At 72.7% G+C, this 17,123-nt stretch carries 11 protein-coding genes; 4 read left to right on the top strand and 7 right to left on the bottom strand.

What is annotated here, in order from left to right; all coding sequences use genetic code 11:
• Window positions 1-44: 44 nt before the first annotated feature.
• Window positions 45-1,358, bottom strand: coding sequence for a sensor histidine kinase (locus ACPA54_RS21465; RefSeq protein ID WP_423532141.1), 1,314 nt, complete (start codon window positions 1,356-1,358; stop codon window positions 45-47).
• 163 nt (window positions 1,359-1,521) lie between these two features.
• Here ACPA54_RS21465 and ACPA54_RS21460 point away from each other — a divergent pair, with 163 nt between their 5' ends.
• Window positions 1,522-2,319 carry an ABC transporter ATP-binding protein gene (locus tag ACPA54_RS21460; RefSeq protein WP_423532139.1) on the top strand — a complete coding sequence of 266 codons (798 nt, stop codon included), beginning with the start codon at window positions 1,522-1,524 and terminating at the stop codon, window positions 2,317-2,319.
• Entirely contained in the window at window positions 2,316-4,739 is a 2,424-nt protein-coding gene (locus ACPA54_RS21455) for an ABC transporter permease (RefSeq protein ID WP_423532137.1), read from the top strand. Before ACPA54_RS21460 ends, ACPA54_RS21455 begins: the two co-directional genes overlap by 4 nt.
• A 27-nt stretch (window positions 4,740-4,766) precedes the next feature.
• On the opposite strand, the gene ACPA54_RS21450 is transcribed toward ACPA54_RS21455, so the two are convergent.
• Both ACPA54_RS21450 and ACPA54_RS21445 read right to left on the bottom strand, forming a co-directional pair.
• Window positions 4,767-5,489, bottom strand: coding sequence for an antibiotic biosynthesis monooxygenase (locus ACPA54_RS21450; RefSeq protein ID WP_423532135.1), 723 nt, complete (start codon window positions 5,487-5,489; stop codon window positions 4,767-4,769).
• A 54-nt stretch (window positions 5,490-5,543) separates the two neighbouring features.
• A complete protein-coding gene (locus tag ACPA54_RS21445; protein WP_423532133.1) occupies window positions 5,544-6,275 on the bottom strand; it encodes an HAD family hydrolase in 732 nt (243 codons plus the stop codon).
• 195 nt (window positions 6,276-6,470) lie between these two features.
• Here ACPA54_RS21445 and ACPA54_RS21440 point away from each other — a divergent pair, with 195 nt between their 5' ends.
• Window positions 6,471-7,904, top strand: coding sequence for a serine/threonine-protein kinase (locus ACPA54_RS21440; protein WP_423532131.1), 1,434 nt, complete (start codon window positions 6,471-6,473; stop codon window positions 7,902-7,904).
• 33 nt (window positions 7,905-7,937) lie between these two features.
• Here the strand turns inward: ACPA54_RS21440 and ACPA54_RS21435 are convergent, their stop codons facing one another.
• The 4 genes from ACPA54_RS21435 to ACPA54_RS21420 form a co-directional block, all read right to left on the bottom strand.
• A complete protein-coding gene (locus ACPA54_RS21435) occupies window positions 7,938-10,931 on the bottom strand; it encodes a hypothetical protein (RefSeq protein WP_423532130.1) in 2,994 nt (997 codons plus the stop codon).
• Window positions 10,932-11,121: 190 nt separating this feature from the next.
• Window positions 11,122-11,421, bottom strand: a complete 300-nt coding sequence (locus tag ACPA54_RS21430; RefSeq protein WP_345675098.1) for a WXG100 family type VII secretion target — start codon at window positions 11,419-11,421, stop codon at window positions 11,122-11,124.
• A gap of 49 nt (window positions 11,422-11,470) precedes the next feature.
• Window positions 11,471-12,061, bottom strand: a complete 591-nt coding sequence (locus ACPA54_RS21425; protein ID WP_423532128.1) for a hypothetical protein — start codon at window positions 12,059-12,061, stop codon at window positions 11,471-11,473.
• Between the two features lie 143 nt (window positions 12,062-12,204).
• A complete protein-coding gene (locus tag ACPA54_RS21420; RefSeq protein WP_423532126.1) occupies window positions 12,205-12,501 on the bottom strand; it encodes a hypothetical protein in 297 nt (98 codons plus the stop codon).
• 139 nt (window positions 12,502-12,640) lie between these two features.
• Between ACPA54_RS21420 and ACPA54_RS21415 the strand changes: the two genes are divergently transcribed.
• Window positions 12,641-17,077: an FtsK/SpoIIIE domain-containing protein gene (locus ACPA54_RS21415; RefSeq protein WP_423532292.1), complete on the top strand. Its 4,437-nt coding sequence runs from the start codon at window positions 12,641-12,643 to the stop codon at window positions 17,075-17,077.
• Window positions 17,078-17,123 lie beyond the last annotated feature (46 nt).

The following is a 17,123-nucleotide window of genomic DNA, read 5'->3' as shown; positions in this document are numbered from 1 at the left end:
AGCACCGACCACCCCGCCGGGCGCCCCGCCGGCCACCCCGCCGGTCACCGCGGCGGCTCCGGGTCGGCGGCCACCGGAATCACCGCGCTCAGCCGGTAGCCGCCGGCCGGGCGGCGCCCGGCCCGGAGTTCCCCGCCATGCAGCGCGACGCGTTCCGCGAGGCCCACCAGGCCTCGGCCGCCACCCCACGCCTCGGGACGGCGGCCGTCCGCGGCACCCTCGTCGGCGACCTCGATACGCAGCACGTCCGCACCGTACGCCACACACACTTCGGCACGCCCTCCCGGCGCGTACTTCAGCGCATTGGTCAACGCCTCCTGCACCACGCGGTACGCCGTCAGCTCCACCCCCGGCGGCAGCGGCCGCACCAAGCCCTCGCCGCGCAGCCGGACGTCCAACCCGGCCGCGGCCACCCGCTCCACCAGGACCGGCAGCCGGGCCAGGTCCGGCTGCGGGGCGAGCGGCGGGCCGAGCGCGTCGCCGGGCGGCTCGTCCGACGCGGCGTCGGCCGAGGACCCCGGCACCCTCGGGGAAGCGTGTTCGGCGGCCAGCACGTCGAGCATGCGCCGCAACTCGGCCATCGTCTCGCGCCCGCCCGCCTCGACCGCGTGCAGCGCCTCGGTCGCCGCGTCCGGGTCGGACCGCAGCACGACCCGCGCAGCCCCGGACTGGATCACCATCACGCTCACGTTGTGGCTGACCACATCGTGCAGCTCGCGGGCGATCCGGGCACGTTCGCGGGCCACCGCCTCGGCGTGCGCGCGTTCGGCACGCAACGCCCGGCCGTGCAGCGCGCCCGCTCGGGTGCGCCACGTGCCGATCGTGCGGCCGAGTGCCCATATCGCCAGCATCACCGCGGCCGGCAGCATGCCCGGCGGCCCGCTGTCGGGCGCGGGGAACTTCAGTGCGAGCAGCAGCGTCGCCACACCGAACGCGGCCGCGGCCGTGCGGACTTCCCGCACATGCGCGGCAACCGAATAGGCGCCGACCGCCAAGGCCATGAACGCGGCCATCGTCGCGTCGTGCGAATCCGTCGCCGCAACCGCCATCCCCTGCACCGCGAACGCCGGAATCGGACTGCTGCGCCGCCACGCCACCGGGACCGCGGTCGGCAGCGCCAGCAGCAGCGCCCAGAACGTGAGTGTCTGCGGCTGCTCCATGACCATCGGCCGCCCCATGACGTCGACCCCGGCCGGGTGGTCGCCCTGGGGATCCGCGACGTACACGAGCAGCACCAGGTCGGCCAGCAGGAGCCCGGCCGCGAGGAGCGCGTCGGCGCCCCGCGGACCGGGCCGGCGCAGAAACTCCCCGAGCCGGCCCCGGCCGTGCAGCGTGTCGGCAGGTGTGATCGGCGTCATCCGGTCATTGTTCCGACGGCCACGGCCGCCGCGCATCATGCGTGCGTGCCAATCCGCGTCCCTCGTCGGAGCTACCCCGCTGCACGTAGCTCCCACGGGGGACAGGGGATTGGCTCGCCCGATGGACGTCCGCCCGCCCGGCCCGCGCCTACCGTCCGAACCCATGACCGAGACAACCCGACCCGCCCCCGGCCCCGCCGCCGCGGTCCCCCAACCGGCCGACGCGCTGCGCCTGGACGCCGTCACCAAACGCTACGACGCCTCCGGCCCCGCGGCCCTCGACGGCGTCAGCCTGACCGTCGGCGCGCACGAAGCCGTCGCCGTCATGGGGCCTTCCGGCAGCGGAAAGTCCACGCTGCTCAACCTCGTCGCGGGCCTCGACCGGCCGTCGACCGGATCCGTCACGGTCGCCGGCACGGCCTTGGACGGCCTGTCCGAGACCAAACTCGCCCACTTCCGCCGTCGGCACATCGGCATGGTCTTCCAGTTCTTCAACCTCCTCGACGACCTGACGGTCGTCGACAACGTCCTCATGCCCGGCCGCCTCGGGGGCACCCCCCACCGGACTGCCCAGGCCCGCGCCGCGGAACTCCTCGACCGACTCGGCATCGCCCGCCATGCCGACGCCTACCCCGCCCGGCTGTCCGGCGGCGAACGCCAACGCGTCGCCATCGCCCGCGCCCTCATGAACCGGCCCCCGCTGCTCCTCGCCGACGAACCCACCGGTGCCGTCGACAGCGCGAACGGCCGCACCATCATGCATCTCCTCGCCGAACTCAACCGCGACGGCCAGGCCCTGCTCGTGGTCACCCACGACGAGCGGTTGGCCGCCGAGTGCACGACGCGGACGGTGCGGATCACGGACGGCCGCATCTCCGACAACGGCGATCCGGGCGGTGCCGCCCCCGGACTTCTCGGGGCCGGCGGCGTCACCGGCTCCAGCCGGGGAGACGCACGATGAAAGCCGCCCTGCACGCGGCATGGGCGGCCGTGACCCGCCGACGTCTGCAGACCACGGTCACCGCCGCGGTCGCCCTGCTCGCCACCACGACGGCCGTGCTCGCCCTCGGGCTGCTCGTCGCGTCCTTCGGACCGTTCGACCGCGCGTTCTCCGATCAGCGCGGTGCACACGCCACCGTCGGCATCGACCCCGCGAAAGCCACCCCCGAACACATCCGGGCCGCGACGGGCAACCCCGGCATCACCGCGGTCGGGGGCCCCTACCCGGAGACCTCGGTACAGCCGACGATCGCCGGCAGCGTCCGGCGCGGCGCCCCGCCGATCAACGTCGTGGGACGCGACGACCCGGACGGCGCGGTCGACCGGATCACCCTGCAGAGCGGGCGCTGGGTCCGCGCTCCGGGCGAGGTGGTGCTGTCCCGGGCGTTCGCCCGGACCGCGACGCCGCGGTCGGGCGACGGCATCGCCGTAGGCGGCGTCGTCACCATGAACGGCCGTGACTTCACCGTGGTCGGGATCGCCTCGTCGATCACCGGGACGGCCGACGCCTGGGTCCGGCCCGGCGAGGTGGCGTCGCTGGCGGGGCCCGACAGGGCTCCGACGTACCAGGTGCTCTACCGGTTCGCGCACGCCGGCGATGCCGACGCGATCCGTGCCGGGATGGCGGACGTCCGTGCGAAGCTCCCGGCGGACGCCGTCCTGGGTTCGTCGTCGTGGCTCGAAGCACGCCGCCAGTCCGCCGAAACCGCCGCATTGGTCGTCCCGTTCGTGACGGCCTTCGCGATCCTGGGACTGGTGATGGCCGTCCTCATCGTCGCGAACGTCGTCAGCGGAGCCGTCGTCGCGGGCTATCGCGGCATCGGCATCCTCAAGACCCTCGGATTCACCCCGGGCCAAGTGACCGCCGTCTATGTCCTGCAGGTGCTGCTCCCGGCACTCGTCGGCGTAGCCGTCGGCATGGCGGCAGGACACCTCCTCGCGATCCCCCTGCTCGCCGATACGGCCGACTCGTACAACCTGCCGCAGGCCACGGGAGTCCCCCTGTGGGTCGACGTGGCCGTACCGCTGGGAGTGGCCGCGGTCGTGTGTGCGACCGCTCTCGCATCCGCGGTACGTGCCGGCCGTGTCTCCGCCATACGCGCGATCGCCATGGGCCGCGCACCGCGCGCCGGACGCGGCTTCCGCGCCCAGCGGCTGCTCGCCCGCGCGCCCCTCCCGCGGGCGGTCGGGCTGGGACTGGCCGGCCCGTTCGCCCGGCCCGCACGCAGCGCGATGACCCTGGCGGCGCTGCTCCTCGGCACCGCCGCCGTCACGTTCGCCTACGGGCTGGGAAGCACCCTGACCCGTGCCGAGCACGGCCTGGCCCGCACCGGATCGGCGCAAGTGGAAGTCGGGCTCGCGGTGCGGCAGATGGCGGCGGACCCGTCGGCACCGCCCGGGCAGGCACCGCCGGGTTCCCCCGCGCCGGGGCTCGGGGAGGCCGGCGACCCGGGCACGGCACCGCGCGTCACGGCCGACCCGGCGGCCATCGCCGCCGCCTTGCGCGCCGATCCGCGGACCGACCGCGTCACCGCGTTCTCCCGCGAACAAGTCCGGGTCCCCGGCCGGTCCGACCCGATCGAAGCCGTCGGCTATGACACCGACTCGGCGTGGATCGGCTACCCGCTCGTCGCCGGGCGGTGGTTCTCCGGCGCGGGCGAGGCGGTCGTCCCCACGCCGCTCCTCCGTGACGCGGCGCTCGGCATCGGAGATTCCCTCACGCTGGAAGTGGACGGCCGCCGGACGACTCTCCGCATCGTCGGCGAGGCGTTCTCCAGTGACTCCGACCAGATCCTGACCGACCGGGGCACACTCGCCGCGTTGTCCGCGGAGCCACGCATCGACGGCTACGAGGTGCGCGTCAAACCCGGCACGGACGTCGCCGCCTACACCGAAAGTGTCGGCGCCGGCGCGGTGTTCGCCGATGCCCTGATCATGCCGCGGGACGACGACAGTTCGACGATCGACATCATGCTGGGGCTCATCACGACCCTGACCCTGTTCCTCGCGGCGGTGGCCGGGCTGGGCGTCCTCAACACCGTCGTCCTCGACACCCGCGAACGCGCCCAGGCCATGGGCGTCCTCAAATGCCTGGGCATGACGCCGCGCCAGACCACCGTCATGGTGCTGACGTCGGTGGCCGGGCTCGCCGTCGTCGGCGGACTCGCCGGACTCCCGTTGGGCGCCGCGCTGCACCACACGGTCGCCCCCGCCATCGCGGGGACGGCGCAACTACGGCTGCCCGATGCGATGCTCACGGTGTACTCGCTGCCGATGTACGCACTTCTCGCGGCTGCCGGGCTGGTCCCGGCCGCCCTCGGCGCGGCAATACCGGCGATCCGCGCGGCCCGGGCCCGGGCGTCAGGGGTACGGACGGAGTGATCCGAAGCCGGTGTCGGCTTCCGGCCGCTATCGCGGGTCTTCGGCACCGGCTTCCGCTTCGAAAACCAGCTCCCGCGGCGGTCCCACCAGCAGGTCGGGACCCGCCGCGAGGGCTTCCTTCAGGTGCGGGCTGTCCAAGTGCGCGGCGAACGCGCCGCGGTCGCGCCACTGCTCGAACACCAGCCACGCGCCCGGGCGTTCCGGGTGCGTGTAGGCCTCGTAGGCGAGGTTCCCAGGCTCGTCCTGCGACGGCGTGACCATGGACAGTGCCTGCGCACGGACGTCGTCCTCGCGGCCCGGTGCCGCCTCCAGTAGGGCGATCGCGGTGACCGGCCGGGGTGCCGGGGCGAACAGTGCCAGCGTCTCGCGGAGTTGCGAGTGCACCGGCGACGGCAGCGCGTCCGGCGCGAACCACTCCAGGGCGTCGAACTTGTGTGGCTCCCCGATCGCCACCGCGGCCGGGTCCACGCGCACCGCGAACACCGCGGCCACCCAGTGCGACTCGACGGGGTCGCCGCGCAGCACGTTGCGCATGCCGAGCGGGGTGATCTCCAGCGGCGCCGCCGTGTACTCCTCGGTGACCTCACGCGTCACCGCGGCCTCGAACGTCTCGCCGAACTCCAGGGCCCCAGCCCCGCAGTCCCAGGTCCCGGCCTCGTCCCGGGCGCCCGGCGCGCGGCGGGCGAGGAGGATGCGGCCGGTGCCGTCGTGGCAGACGAAGACGCAGGACACGGAGGGGGTGGCAGACATGCGGATCCTGTTCGGGAGAGCCGTGCGGACACGGGTGGGCAGTGCGGTCCTGGGTCAGAAGTGGTGCAGCAGTTCCGCGAACGACGCCAGCTGCAGAATCCCGCGGTCCGCGGCGTCCACGACGTCCTGTTCCAGCACCCACGTGTGCTCGTGCGGGATGAACACCGCCCGCAGCCCGGCCTCCCGGGCCGGCAGGATGTCGGACTTCGGCGAGTTGCCGATCATCCACCCGGTCGCCGGGTCGAGGCCCAGTTCGGCGATCAGCGCGAGGTAGGTCGCGGTGTTCTTCTCCGGGACGACGTGCACGCTCCGGAAGTGGTCGCCGATCCCCGACGCGGCCACCTTCGCGGTCTGTTCGTCCAGGTCGCCCTTGGTGACGAGCCGGAGTTCGTGCCGGGCGCCGAGCGCCGTGAGGGTATCCGCGACGCCCGGGATCAGTTCGATCCCGCCGCGGCGGAGCAGCGGTGCGGCGAGCAGTTCGATGTGCTCGCGGTCCGCGTCGGTCGTCGGCAGGCCGGTGAGCTTGGCGGCGCATTCGGCGAGGCTGAGCAGGAAGACCTGGCTGCCGTAGCCGAGGGTGACCGCGTTGGCGTGCTCGATCGCGTTCAGCTCGGTGCGGACCTGCGCGCGGGTGAGTCCGGGCGGGGTCAGCCAGTCGAGGTAGGCGTCGATGACCCGCTCGAACAGGATGTTGTTCTCCCACAGCGTGTCGTCCGCGTCGATCAGGAGCACCTGGGCTGCGGAGACGGCGGGCGGCGGGCCGGGCGGCGTTGCGTGTCGGGTCACGCTGCAGAGTAAACAGCGCATGCGGTGCGGATCAACGCGATTTGTGCCCCTCGTGCAAGGGCCTGCGGCCGGGTCCGGCACCGCTTCGGCGGGCACTGCTCACCCGGCCGTCCGGCCGTGTTCACCGGGGTGTCATGCGGGCGTGCGTGGATGGTCCGCGTCGGGTGGGCGCGGGTCGCGGGGGTGGGGTTTCGGGTGCAACGTCCGGCGTCCGGGTCCCCTGCCGATCCCCTCGCGTCCCTGCCCCCCGACGGCCATACGGTCGTCCGCACACTGCGCTCGGACGCGCACGGCACGGTGCTGCTGTGCCGTGGCGACGACGACGCTCTTCGTGCGGTGGAGGTCCTGCGGGCCCGCGCGGGGACCGAGGCCGCCCGGCTCGCGTTGCACGCCGAGCTGCTCGCGGCGGCCGCGGCGGGCCGGCATCCGTGCGCGGTCGCCGTGCACGACGTGGGGGTGACGCCCGACGGGCGCGGCTTCGTCGTCCGCGACTTCCTGGAGGGCGGCCCGGTGGCCGGGCCGCTGCCGGTGGCCGAGGTGGTGTTGGCCGGGATTCGCTGCGCGCTGGCGTTGCGGGCGGCGCACTGCCGCGGCGTGCTGCATCTCGACGTGCGGCCGGGGGTGCTGCTGCGCGGCGGCGACGACGAGGTGTATCTGTCCGGTGTCGGCATCGCCCGGGTGCTCGCCCGTACGTCCCCGTCGGCCGCGGAGGGCCGGGATCCGGCGTATCTGCCGCGCGAGTTGGCCGGGTGGGAGCTGCCCGGCCCGGCCGCGGACGTGTACCTGCTCGGCGCCACGTTGTACGCGCTGCTCGACGGCGTCCCGGAAGACGCCGACGACGTGCTGTTCCGTGCGCTCGTCGACGGCCGCCCGCCGCGTCCGCACGGCGAACCGATGCCGGCGCGTCTGACCGATCTGCTGCGACGTATGGCCGCCCCCTATGCGGCGGACCGCCCGTCTCTCGGCGAAGTCCACGGTGTGCTGTGCGGGTTGGTGCCCCGCGAGGCCGCGGACCGGGTGCCGCGGCTGGATCCCGAGCCGGACGAGCCCGATCCGCTGCTGCGCCCGGATCCGCCGGAGGAGCCGTACGAGGACGAGGAAGACGATCCCGACCATGCCGCCCGGCAGCGTCGGCGGCGGCGTTGGATCGCCGGCATTGCGGTGGCGGCCGCGGTGCTGTTCGCGGGCGGGGCCTATGCGTTGACGCAGACCGGTGGGGGCGGCGGCACATCCCGTTCGGGCACCGGCACTTCCCCGTCGGGGGGTGTCTCATCGGGTGCGCCGCGGCTGTTGGCGGGCTCGCAGGCCGCGCAGTTCACGCCCAAGGACGTCACCACGGCGGCCTTCGGCGGCAGTACCCAGGTGGCGTGGCAGCCGCCCGGCGACAGCGCCCAAGTGGCCGGGTTTCTCGTGCTCGCGCAGGACCCGCAGACCGGTGCGGTCGCGGACCGGCGGCAGATCCCCTCGGGCACGTCGAATGCGGTCTTCACGCTGCCGAAGGGTGCGGCGGCGGCGTGCTTCACGGTCACGACGCTGGTGCGGATGCCGGACGGGACGCTGGGTCTGGCCCCGGCGCCGCAGGTGTGCCCACCGCGCCCGTCCGCGACGCCGCCGACGGCGCGCCCCTGAGTCCGGGGCGGGCGCGCCGCACGGCGTTGCCGCTCAGGGCATCGTCGGGTGGGCCACGCCCCATGGCATGGCCGAATCGACGGTGTCCCCGGCCTCGGGGATCATCTTGGCCACCCGCTTGGTGGTGATCTCGATGATCCGTTCGTCCTGCCAGCCGGGCTTGGGCCGGTGGGCGAACAGGTGCCCGGGCTGGTCGAGGTTGTTGAGCAGCCCGGACTGCCCGGCCCATTTGGTGGCCATCTGCTGGCTCGCACCGCCAGCGAAGCCGGTGCTGCCGCTCAGGCCGAGGTCGACGGCCCAGTCCATGGCGCCCATCTGCTTGTGCTCGACGTTCACCTTGTAGAGGTCCTCGGCGGTCTTGCCGACGAGGCTGGACGCCATGCTGTTGAGGCCGCCGGTGTACCAGTGGCGTTTGGACGCGATCGTGTCGGCCGTGGTGTCGAGGAACTTGGCGGTCTTGCTGGTGTAGCGGTAGCCCCCGTCGGCGTCGAGGCCTTGGGCGCGGTTGCCGTGCTCCTTGGCGCGCGCTTCGGCTTCCTGGGCGCGGGCCTCCTGCTGACCGGCCTTGACCTCGGCGCGGTGTTCGGCCTTGTCGGCGGCGTCGGCGGCCTTGTTGGCGTCGTTCTGCGCCCGGGTGGCCTTCTCGTCGAGTTCGTGGGCCTTGGTCTGCGCGTTCTCGGCCGCGGTGCGTTCCGTGTCGGCCTTGGTCTGGGCCGTGTGGGCGGCGGCCTGCTCGGTATCGCGGTGGCCTTGCGCGGTGTTGGCTTGGTCCTGCGCGTGGGTGGCGCGGGCGTCGGCGGCGTCGGCCTTCTTCCCGGCGGCGTCGGCCTCCTTGTGGGAGGTGTCGGCGTTGCGGCGTGATTCGGCGGCTTGGTCGTGGGATTTCTGCTGGGCGTCGCGGGAGGTGTTCGCGTCGCGTTCGTGGGCTTGGGCTCGGTCGTGGGCCTGGGTGGCGCGGGTCTCGGCTTCGTCGGCCTTGGTGTGCTGCTGGGTGGCTTCGTTGCGTTCGTGTGTGGCCGCGGCGCGTTCCCGGGCGGCGGCGTCCTGGTGCTGTTTGGCGTTGGCGGGGTCTTGCTGCGCCTTGGTCTCGTGTTCGCGGGCCTTGGCGTCGTGGGTGCCGGCGTTCTGTTCGTGGTCGCGCGCGGCGGTGCGGTGGCCGTCGGCGGTGGCTTCCTCGGCGTTGCCCTTGGCGCGTGCGGTGGCCGCGTCCTGGTCGGACTTCGCGGCGGCATTGCCGTGGGCTTGAGCGTCGTCGGTGTGCTGTTTGGCCGCGGCGGTGTGCTGATTGCCTTCGGAGGTGTGCTGGTTGGCGTCGGCGCGGTGTTGTCCGGCCTCCGTGCGGGCGTCGTCGGCGGTCTTTTGGGAGGCGGCACGCTGGTCTTCGTGGGCCTGCGCGCGCTGTCCGGCTTCGTCGGCCTTGGTCTGGTGGGTGTGCGCTTCGTCGCTGTGCGCCTTGGCGGTGTCGTGGGCGGTGGAGGCCTCGGTCTTGGCGTGGTCGGCGGCGGTCTGCTTGGCAGTGGCGTCGGCGCGCTCCTGGGCGGCGTTGGTGCGGGCCTTCGGCACGTTCTCGTTGGCCCGGTGGTCGGCGGCGCGTTCGTTGGCGGCGTCCTGCTTTGCGGGGTACTTCGCCTTCTCCGCATCCGTGGCGCCGCGCTGCTGTGCCTTGGTGCTCGCGTCGCGTGTGGTGCCGCCGTTGCCGTCCGGGATCTTCTTGCCGAACTTGAGGCGGTCGCGCAGTGCTTCGCCGGCGCCCTTGCCGCCGACGCTGACGAACGCACCGGCGGCGGCGTTGATCAAGGCGCCGGACTGGATCAGCTTGACGTCTTCGCCGCTGAGGTACTGGGCGGTGAGCGTGGTGGCGTACTTGGTGCCGAAGTTGGCGGTGTACTGGAGGCCGTACTTGGTGACACCGACTTTGGTCTTGCCCCAGCGGGTCGGCGCGGGGGCGTTCTTCCACTCGCCCTTGAAGCCGCGGGCCAGCTTGGTGTCCTTCATCCAGTCGCCGACCCGGTTGAGCCGGGTTCCGGCACCGGCGGCCAGGGACTTGACCTTGTTGGCCGCGCGCACGAACTTGCTCGCGGTGTTGGCGCGTTGGGCGAACTTGGCGAGGGATATCGCGGTCTTGAGCTGTTTGATGCCGGGGATGACGTCCAGTAACGACATGAAGACGTCGCCCATGGTGGCGCGGCCTTGGGTGGCTTCGTAGATGGTGGATGCGGCCACGAGGAGGGCGGCGCCGAGCAGGATCCAGGTGAGCGGCCCTCCGACGAAGAGGGCCACCACGCTGAGGATCGCAATGCCGATCTTCAGCCACGGCACCACGTTCTCGTAGAACGAGTCGACCATGCGGCCGAACCAACTCTTGTTGTGGATGCCGGCCTTGGAGGCGTCTTTGAGCGCGCGGGCGGCCGCCGACCCGGCTTGGTCGCGCATGCTCTGGGCGTCCTTGAGCAGGGTCTGGGCGGCGCTGAAGTCGTCGTTGGCCTTGGTGACGGCGTTGCCCGCGTTGGTGACGTCGTCGTTGGCATCCCGCAGGCGCTTGGCCGCCGCGGTGATCTCGGCCGGGGTGGGCACGGGCAGGCCCAACTTGACGTGGTTGGTCTGGCGGTCGACCTCGGTCTGCGCGCTCTGCTGGTGGCTTGCCGCCTGGGACTTCCAGGTGCCCGCGGACGTCCGGGCGGTGTTGGCGCTCTCGCCCTTCTGGCGGGCCGTCTCGGCCTTGGTCTGCGCGTCGCGCAGCAGCGGGTGGTAGACGGACAGCGCGTCGGCGGCCTTGCGGTAGGAGGCCTCCATCTTGTCGAGATCGGGCACCATGTCCTCGGTGTGCCGCCGGATGGCGGTGGCGGTGCGCCCGATCATCTGCGCGATCTCCGAGTCGCGGCTGTTCTTGTCCACTTGTGTACGGGCGTTCGCGGCGCGGTCGGCGTACTGGGCGAACGCCTGGGCGAGCTTCTTGACTTCGTCCGGATCGCCGGGCACCGGGTCGTCGTGGATGCCGAAGACCCGGAAGTCCGTGTTGCGGCCCATGGTCTCCCCTCGTGGTCGTCGTGTGGCCGGGCACACCGGCGCGCCGCCCGGATCGATCGGCCGGGCGGCGCGGGTGGGTACTGCTCCTTGCTTGCCGACTTGCGTTCCGGCTTGCGTTCCGGCTTGCTCGCCAACCTGCCTGCCGACGCGCCTGCCGGCTTGCCCGCCGACGTGCTTCGGGGAAGCGGCGTCAGCCGTTGAGGCCCTGGCTGAGCTGCATGTCGGTGTTCTCGAACGTCTCGGCGGCCTTCTTGAGGTAGCCGCTCATGCCTTCGAGACCCGCGATGGTCTGGCTCGCGCCGCGGTTGAACTCCTCGTAGGAGGTCTCGAATTGCTTGCTGGACTTGTCGGTGACGTAGCCCCCGTTGACCAGCGTCTTGATGAGCGTCTGGAGGACGGTGAGCTTGTCGATGATGTCGGCGTGGCCGTCCTTCAGGTCGTCGGCGGCCTTGCGCATGTCGTCGTACGTGACGCTGAGGTTTCCGGCCATGGGGGAACTTCCTCTCTGGGTACGGGGCTTCGCTGCGACCAGGCTCGGCCTAGGCGTACGTGAAGCAGAAGGTGGCGCTGATCGCGTCGAACAGCTCCAGGAAGGGGTCCTGGAGCGGCAGGTTGGGGCTGGTGGCGGTGATGACGGCGACCCGGTCCGGGCTGCCCGGCACGCGGACGAACGTCTGCATGGTGATCATGCGGGCGGACCGGTGGGTCCCCGGGACCGGCAGGTCCTCGACGCCTTCGGTGCGCACCGCCGTTCCCGCGCTCGGGAGTTCGAGGACCGCTACGCGTTGCCAGGTGTCGTCCGCGTTCTGTGCCTGCTTGGCGGGGAACCGTTTGGCCATCGCCTGCGGGTCGGTGTCGAGGGATGACCCGTCGTCCCGACGGGTGTCGACCACCGCCATGGTCAGGCCTGCGGTCACCGGGGTTTCGGCGTCGAGCGCGTCCGCGTAGCAGCCGCAGTAGACCGCACCGGAGTCCCACGCGTCGCGCGCGCTCTGCCGCAGGATCCGGAGCAGCATCGGCCGGTACGGGGCCAGTTCCGGGTACGCGCGGACGCGCTCGTTGACCGCCTTGCGGATGTTGTCGTCGCGGCCGGCCGGATGGATGTCGAACTCGTACCAGCTGTCCGGCACGCGGATCGACACTCCGACAGGCGCGCCTGTGCCCGTGCTCCGCACCTGCCCCGCCTCCCCGTGCCCCCGTGGATCCCGCCTGGAAGATTCCTAACGCACGCCGGGGAAGCAACCGGATTCACCGAGGTGAACAGCAGGGAATATCAAGGTGAATAAGTCTGCGTGGTGATGTGGTTCTTCAGCGCGGCATCCGTCGCGATGAAATTCTCGACGGTATCCGAGGCCATTTTGGCAAGCGCGCCGGTCGACTGGACGATGCGCTTGCGGCCGTCCCGCCAGCCGCTCACGAAGTGGTCCAACGCCCCTGCCAGCTCCCCGGATCCGAGGTATCCGCGGGCCAGGTCGATGTCGTGCTGGGTGCCGTTGAGGTTCGTGGCGATGGCTTCGAGCCGCAGTGACATCAGCTTGAGTTCGGTCGTCTTCAGATACAAGTCGGCCATCGTTATACCCTTTCACGCAGTGCTGGGGATTACGACCGTGACCACGATAAGCGGCACCGCCGCCGTCCCGTTGCCGGATCCCCGATATGTCAATCTCCGCGCCGCGTTGCCGGGCGCGGGCCGGGAATGCGGGAGCGGCATGGAATTCCGGGTCGGCATCGCGGCGCCGCACGGCGGCGAGGCGGACAGCGCGCTGGGTGACGTGCTGGGCGCCGTGCTGGTGGAGGCCGCGGCGGAGACGCCGGTCGGGGCGCTGGCCGTCGAACTCGCGGGCTACGCGGGGGTTCCGGTGCCGCCGTACGGTCCGCCGGACCTGTTCGTCGCGGGGCACCGCCTGGACGCCGGACAGCCGGTGGGCGAATCGCCGCTGCGCGACGGGGTGGTGGTGACCGTCGGGGAAGCCGGCTCCTCCCCGTTGCCGGACCAGGCCGGTGTCGAAATCCACGTCGTCGGCGGCCCGGACGCGGGCGGCGTCCACCGCCTCGGTCCGAGCACCGCCGTCCTGGGCTCCGGCACAAACGCCTGGATCCGGGTCGCCGACCCGGCGCTGCCGGCCGAGGCCGCCGAGGTGGACGTGGCGGTGGACGGCGCCGTGACGGTACGCCCGCTCGACGGCGCCGAAGTGCACCTCGACGGCGAACTCCTCGACGGGGAAGGGGAATGGCCGCTGCGAAGCGTCCTGTCCTGCGGACTGACCCTGTTCGAGCGCGCGGTGCCGTCGTTCCCCAACACCGCCCTGCGTCCGGCCGACGACGGCGCGGGCCTGGACTTCAATCGCCCGCCACGGGTGCAACCCCTGCCCCGGCGACGCAAGTTCCAGATCCCGACGCGTCCCGAGCAGCACGAGTCGGCGCCGCTGCCCTGGCTGATGATGCTGAGCCCGCTGGTGGGCGCGCTGGCGATGGCGTACCTCATGCACACCACGCGCATGCTCTACCTGGCCGTGCTCAGCCCTCTCTCCATGGCCGGGATGTATCTGACCAACAAGCGCCACGGCCGGCGTTCGTTCCGTTCCCGGCTGGCCCGCTACCGGCAGCGCAAGGCGTCGATCGAGGAGCAGGTCGAGCACGCGATCACGCTGGAGACGCTGCAACGCCGCGTGGCCTGCCCGGACCCGGCGAAGGCCGCCCTGATCGCCACCGGCCCCCGGCAGCGGCTGTGGGAACGGCGGCGCACCGACCCCGACCGCTTGCTGCTGCGGGTCGGCACCGGCGCCGTGCCGTCCGAGGTGGAGGTGACGGACCCGCGGCGCGAGGAGCACCGGCGCACGGATCCGCGCAGGCTCACGGACGTTCCGGTGACGGTGCCGCTGCCGGACGTCGGGGTCCTCGGCGTCGCGGGCAGCGGCGCGCTGCCGCGGGCGGTGGGGCGGTGGCTGGTCGCGCAGGCGGCGGTGCTGCACAGCCCGGCCGAGCTGCGGATCTGCGTGCTGTCCGAGCAGGCCGGTGCCGCGGACTGGGACTGGGTGCGGTGGCTGCCGCACACGCGCCCGGAGAACGGCGGCCAGGCGGTCGCCCTCGTCGGCACCGACGCCGATTCGGTAGGACGACGGATCGCGGAGTTGCTGGCCGTGCTGACGGCCCGGCAGGCAGCGCTCCGCGACCGCACCGACGGAGCACCGTCGGGGGACCCCGACTTCCTGATCGTGATGGACGGTTCGCGCCGCCTGCGCACGGTCCCGGGCATCACCCGACTGCTGCGCGACGGGCCCGCGGTGGGCTTGTTCGCGGTGTGCCTCGACGCCGACCGCCGGCTCCTGCCCCAGGAGTGCGGCGCGGTCGCCGAGGAGGACTGGTACGGCACCCTGCGCGTCACCCGCGCCGGCGCCGCCGCGGCCGACGGTGTCCGCCCGGACGCGGTCTCCGCCGCGTGGTGCACGTCGGTGGCGCGCGCCCTCGCCCCGATCCGCGACGCGAAGCAGGACGAGGCCGTCGGACTCCCCGACGCGTCCCGGCTGTTGGACGTCCTCGAACTGGAGCCGCCGACCGGCGACGTCATCGCGGCGCGGTGGGCGATGGGCGGCCGCTCGACGGTGGCGATCGTCGGCGAGTCCTTCGACGGCGCCTTCGGCGTCGACCTGGTCCGCGACGGACCGCACGGCCTGGTCGCCGGCACCACCGGCTCCGGCAAGTCCGAGCTGCTCCAGACCATCGTCGCATCGCTGGCCGTCGCCAACCGCCCCGACGCCATGACGTTCGCCCTCGTCGACTTCAAAGGCGGCGCCGCGTTCAAGGACTGCGCCCGCCTCCCGCACACCGTCGGGATGGTCACCGACCTCGAAGCCCGCCTCGTCGAGCGCGCGTTGGAGTCCCTGGCCGCGGAACTCCGGCGCCGCGAGCACATCCTCGCGGCCGCCGACACCAAGGACCTGGAGGACTACCAGGTCGCGATGCGCACCAACCCCGCGCTGCAGCCGCTCCCCCGGCTGCTCATCGTCATCGACGAGTTCGCCGAGATGGTCACGCAGATGGGCGAATACGTCACCGCGCTCGTCAACATCGCCCGCCGGGGCCGCTCGCTCGGCATCCACCTGATCCTGGCCACCCAGCGCCCGAGCGGTGCGGTATCCGGCGAGATCCGCGCCAACACCAACCTGCGGATCGCGCTCCGGGTCACCGACACGGCGGAGAGCGCCGACGTCATCGACGCACCGGACGCCGGACGGATCTCGAAGTCCACGCCGGGCCGGGCGTTCGTCCGCCTGGGTGCCACCTCGCTGCTCCCCTTCCAGTCCGCCCGCGTCGGCGGCCGACGGCCGGGTGCGGCCGGGGACGCGGAGATCCCGCGGCCCCGGGTCGTCGACATCCCGTGGTCGTCCCTCGGCGCACCGCCGCCGCCCCCGCCGCGCAGTGCGGCGGTGGAGAGCGACGACCTGCTGACCGACCTGGCGGTCCTCGTCGACGCGGTGCGGGAGGCGAACGACCGGCTGGGCATTCCGGCGCAGCACAGCCCGTGGGCACCGCCGTTGCCTTCGCTGCTCACCGTCGGCGAACTCCGCCCGTACGACGGTCCCTTCGCGGACACGCTGCGCCCGGCTCCCTACGCCCTGGAAGACGTCCCTACCGAGCAGGCGCGCTACGTCCGCGCGATCGACTTCACCAGCTTCGGCCACCTGATCGCGGCGGGCGCGCCGCGCTCCGGACGTTCGCAACTTCTCCGCACCATCGCCGGATCGGTCGCTCTGGCGAACTCCTGCGCGGATGTCCACCTGTACGGCATCGACTGCGGCAACGGCGCGCTACTGGCGTTGGAAGCTCTCCCCCACTGCGGTGCCGTGGTGCGCTCGACCGACACCGAACGGGCCGTGCGGCTGCTCGGCAAGATCACCGACGAGGTGAAGCGGCGGATGGCGCTGCTGGGCGAACGCGGCTTCACCGACATCGCCGAGCAGCGCGCACATGCGGCCGCGGAGGATCGATTGCCGCACATCCTCCTGCTCCTGGACCGCTGGGAGGGCTTCACGACGAGCATCGGCGACCTCAACCACGGCGAGCACACCGACACGATCCTGCAGTTGATGCGCGAGGGCGCGAGCGTCGGCGTCCACGTCGTCGTGAGCGGCGACCGGACGCTGCTGACCGGCCGGATCTCGACGATCACCGAGAACCGGCTGGCGTTCCAACTGAGCGACAAGAACGACTACGGGTTGGTGGGTTTGATGGCGCGCAAGGCGCCGGATGCGTTGCCGCCGGGTCGGGCGTACCGCATCGGCGCGGTGGAGCTGCAGGTGGCGCTGCTCGGTGCGGACCCCGCGGGTCAGGCACAGGCTGCCGACCTACGGGCGATCGGGGCGTCGGCGGCGGCCCGCGATGCCTCCGTGCCGCGCTCCCGACGCCCGTTCGGCGTGGACGTGCTCCCGACCCGGATCGCGTACGCGGCGGCGGTGGCGCTGCGCTCGCGGGGCGGTGGCGTGGCGGCCGCTGCGAGCCCGCTGTGGGCGATGATCGGCGTCGGCGGGGACACGTTGTCGGTGCTGGGCCCGGATCTGGCGTCGGCCACGCCCGCATGCGTCATCGCCGGGCCGCCGCTGTCGGGGCGCAGCACGACGTTGCTGACGATCGCCCGCGGGTTCCTGTCCGCCGGCACGGAGCTGATCGTGCTGGCGCCGCGCACCTCGCCGCTGCGCTCGCTGGCCGACCTGCCGGGCGTCATCGCGGTCTTCACCGGCCCGGACGTCCCCCGCGACGAGTTCACCGCGGCCATCGACAAGCTCTCGGGCCCCGGCGCGGTCCTCGTCGACGACGCGGAACTCCTCCGCACCTGCGACGCCGCGGAGCAGCTGACGGCCCTGATCCGCCGCCAACTGCGCCCCGACCTGGCTCTCGTCCTGGCCGGCGACGCCGATGACATCTGCGCCGGCTTCACAGGCTGGCAGGTGGAGGCGAAGAAGGCCCGGCGAGGGCTGCTCCTGTCCCCCCAGAACAACGCCGACGGCGATCTGATCGGTGTCCGCCTGCCGCGCGCTTTCGTCGGCCAGCCGATCCACCCCGGCCGCGGAGTCCTGCACTTGGGCGACGGCGAACTGACGATGGTGCAGGTACCCGCGGCAGGGGGGTGGCCGGGCGGCGAGGCCTGAGCCGCAGAGCCGCTCTGACAGTGGGCGCACGCAACACCCCGCCCCG

This window comes from Uniformispora flossi, assembly GCF_049534875.1.
In the GTDB taxonomy this organism is placed as follows: domain Bacteria; phylum Actinomycetota; class Actinomycetes; order Streptomycetales; family Streptomycetaceae; genus Yinghuangia; species Yinghuangia aomiensis.
This window is presented reverse-complemented; position numbering and strand designations above follow the sequence as displayed.

Coding starts and splice junctions, on each gene's coding strand:
- ACPA54_RS21465 (WP_423532141.1), bottom strand. CDS start 1,358: ATGACGCCGATCACACCTGCCGACACGCTGCACGGCCGGGGCCGGCTC.
- ACPA54_RS21460 (WP_423532139.1), top strand. CDS start 1,522: ATGACCGAGACAACCCGACCCGCCCCCGGCCCCGCCGCCGCGGTCCCC.
- ACPA54_RS21455 (WP_423532137.1), top strand. CDS start 2,316: ATGAAAGCCGCCCTGCACGCGGCATGGGCGGCCGTGACCCGCCGACGT.
- ACPA54_RS21450 (WP_423532135.1), bottom strand. CDS start 5,489: ATGTCTGCCACCCCCTCCGTGTCCTGCGTCTTCGTCTGCCACGACGGC.
- ACPA54_RS21435 (WP_423532130.1), bottom strand. CDS start 10,931: ATGGGCCGCAACACGGACTTCCGGGTCTTCGGCATCCACGACGACCCG.
- ACPA54_RS21430 (WP_345675098.1), bottom strand. CDS start 11,421: ATGGCCGGAAACCTCAGCGTCACGTACGACGACATGCGCAAGGCCGCC.
- ACPA54_RS21420 (WP_423532126.1), bottom strand. CDS start 12,501: ATGGCCGACTTGTATCTGAAGACGACCGAACTCAAGCTGATGTCACTG.
- ACPA54_RS21415 (WP_423532292.1), top strand. CDS start 12,641: ATGGAATTCCGGGTCGGCATCGCGGCGCCGCACGGCGGCGAGGCGGAC.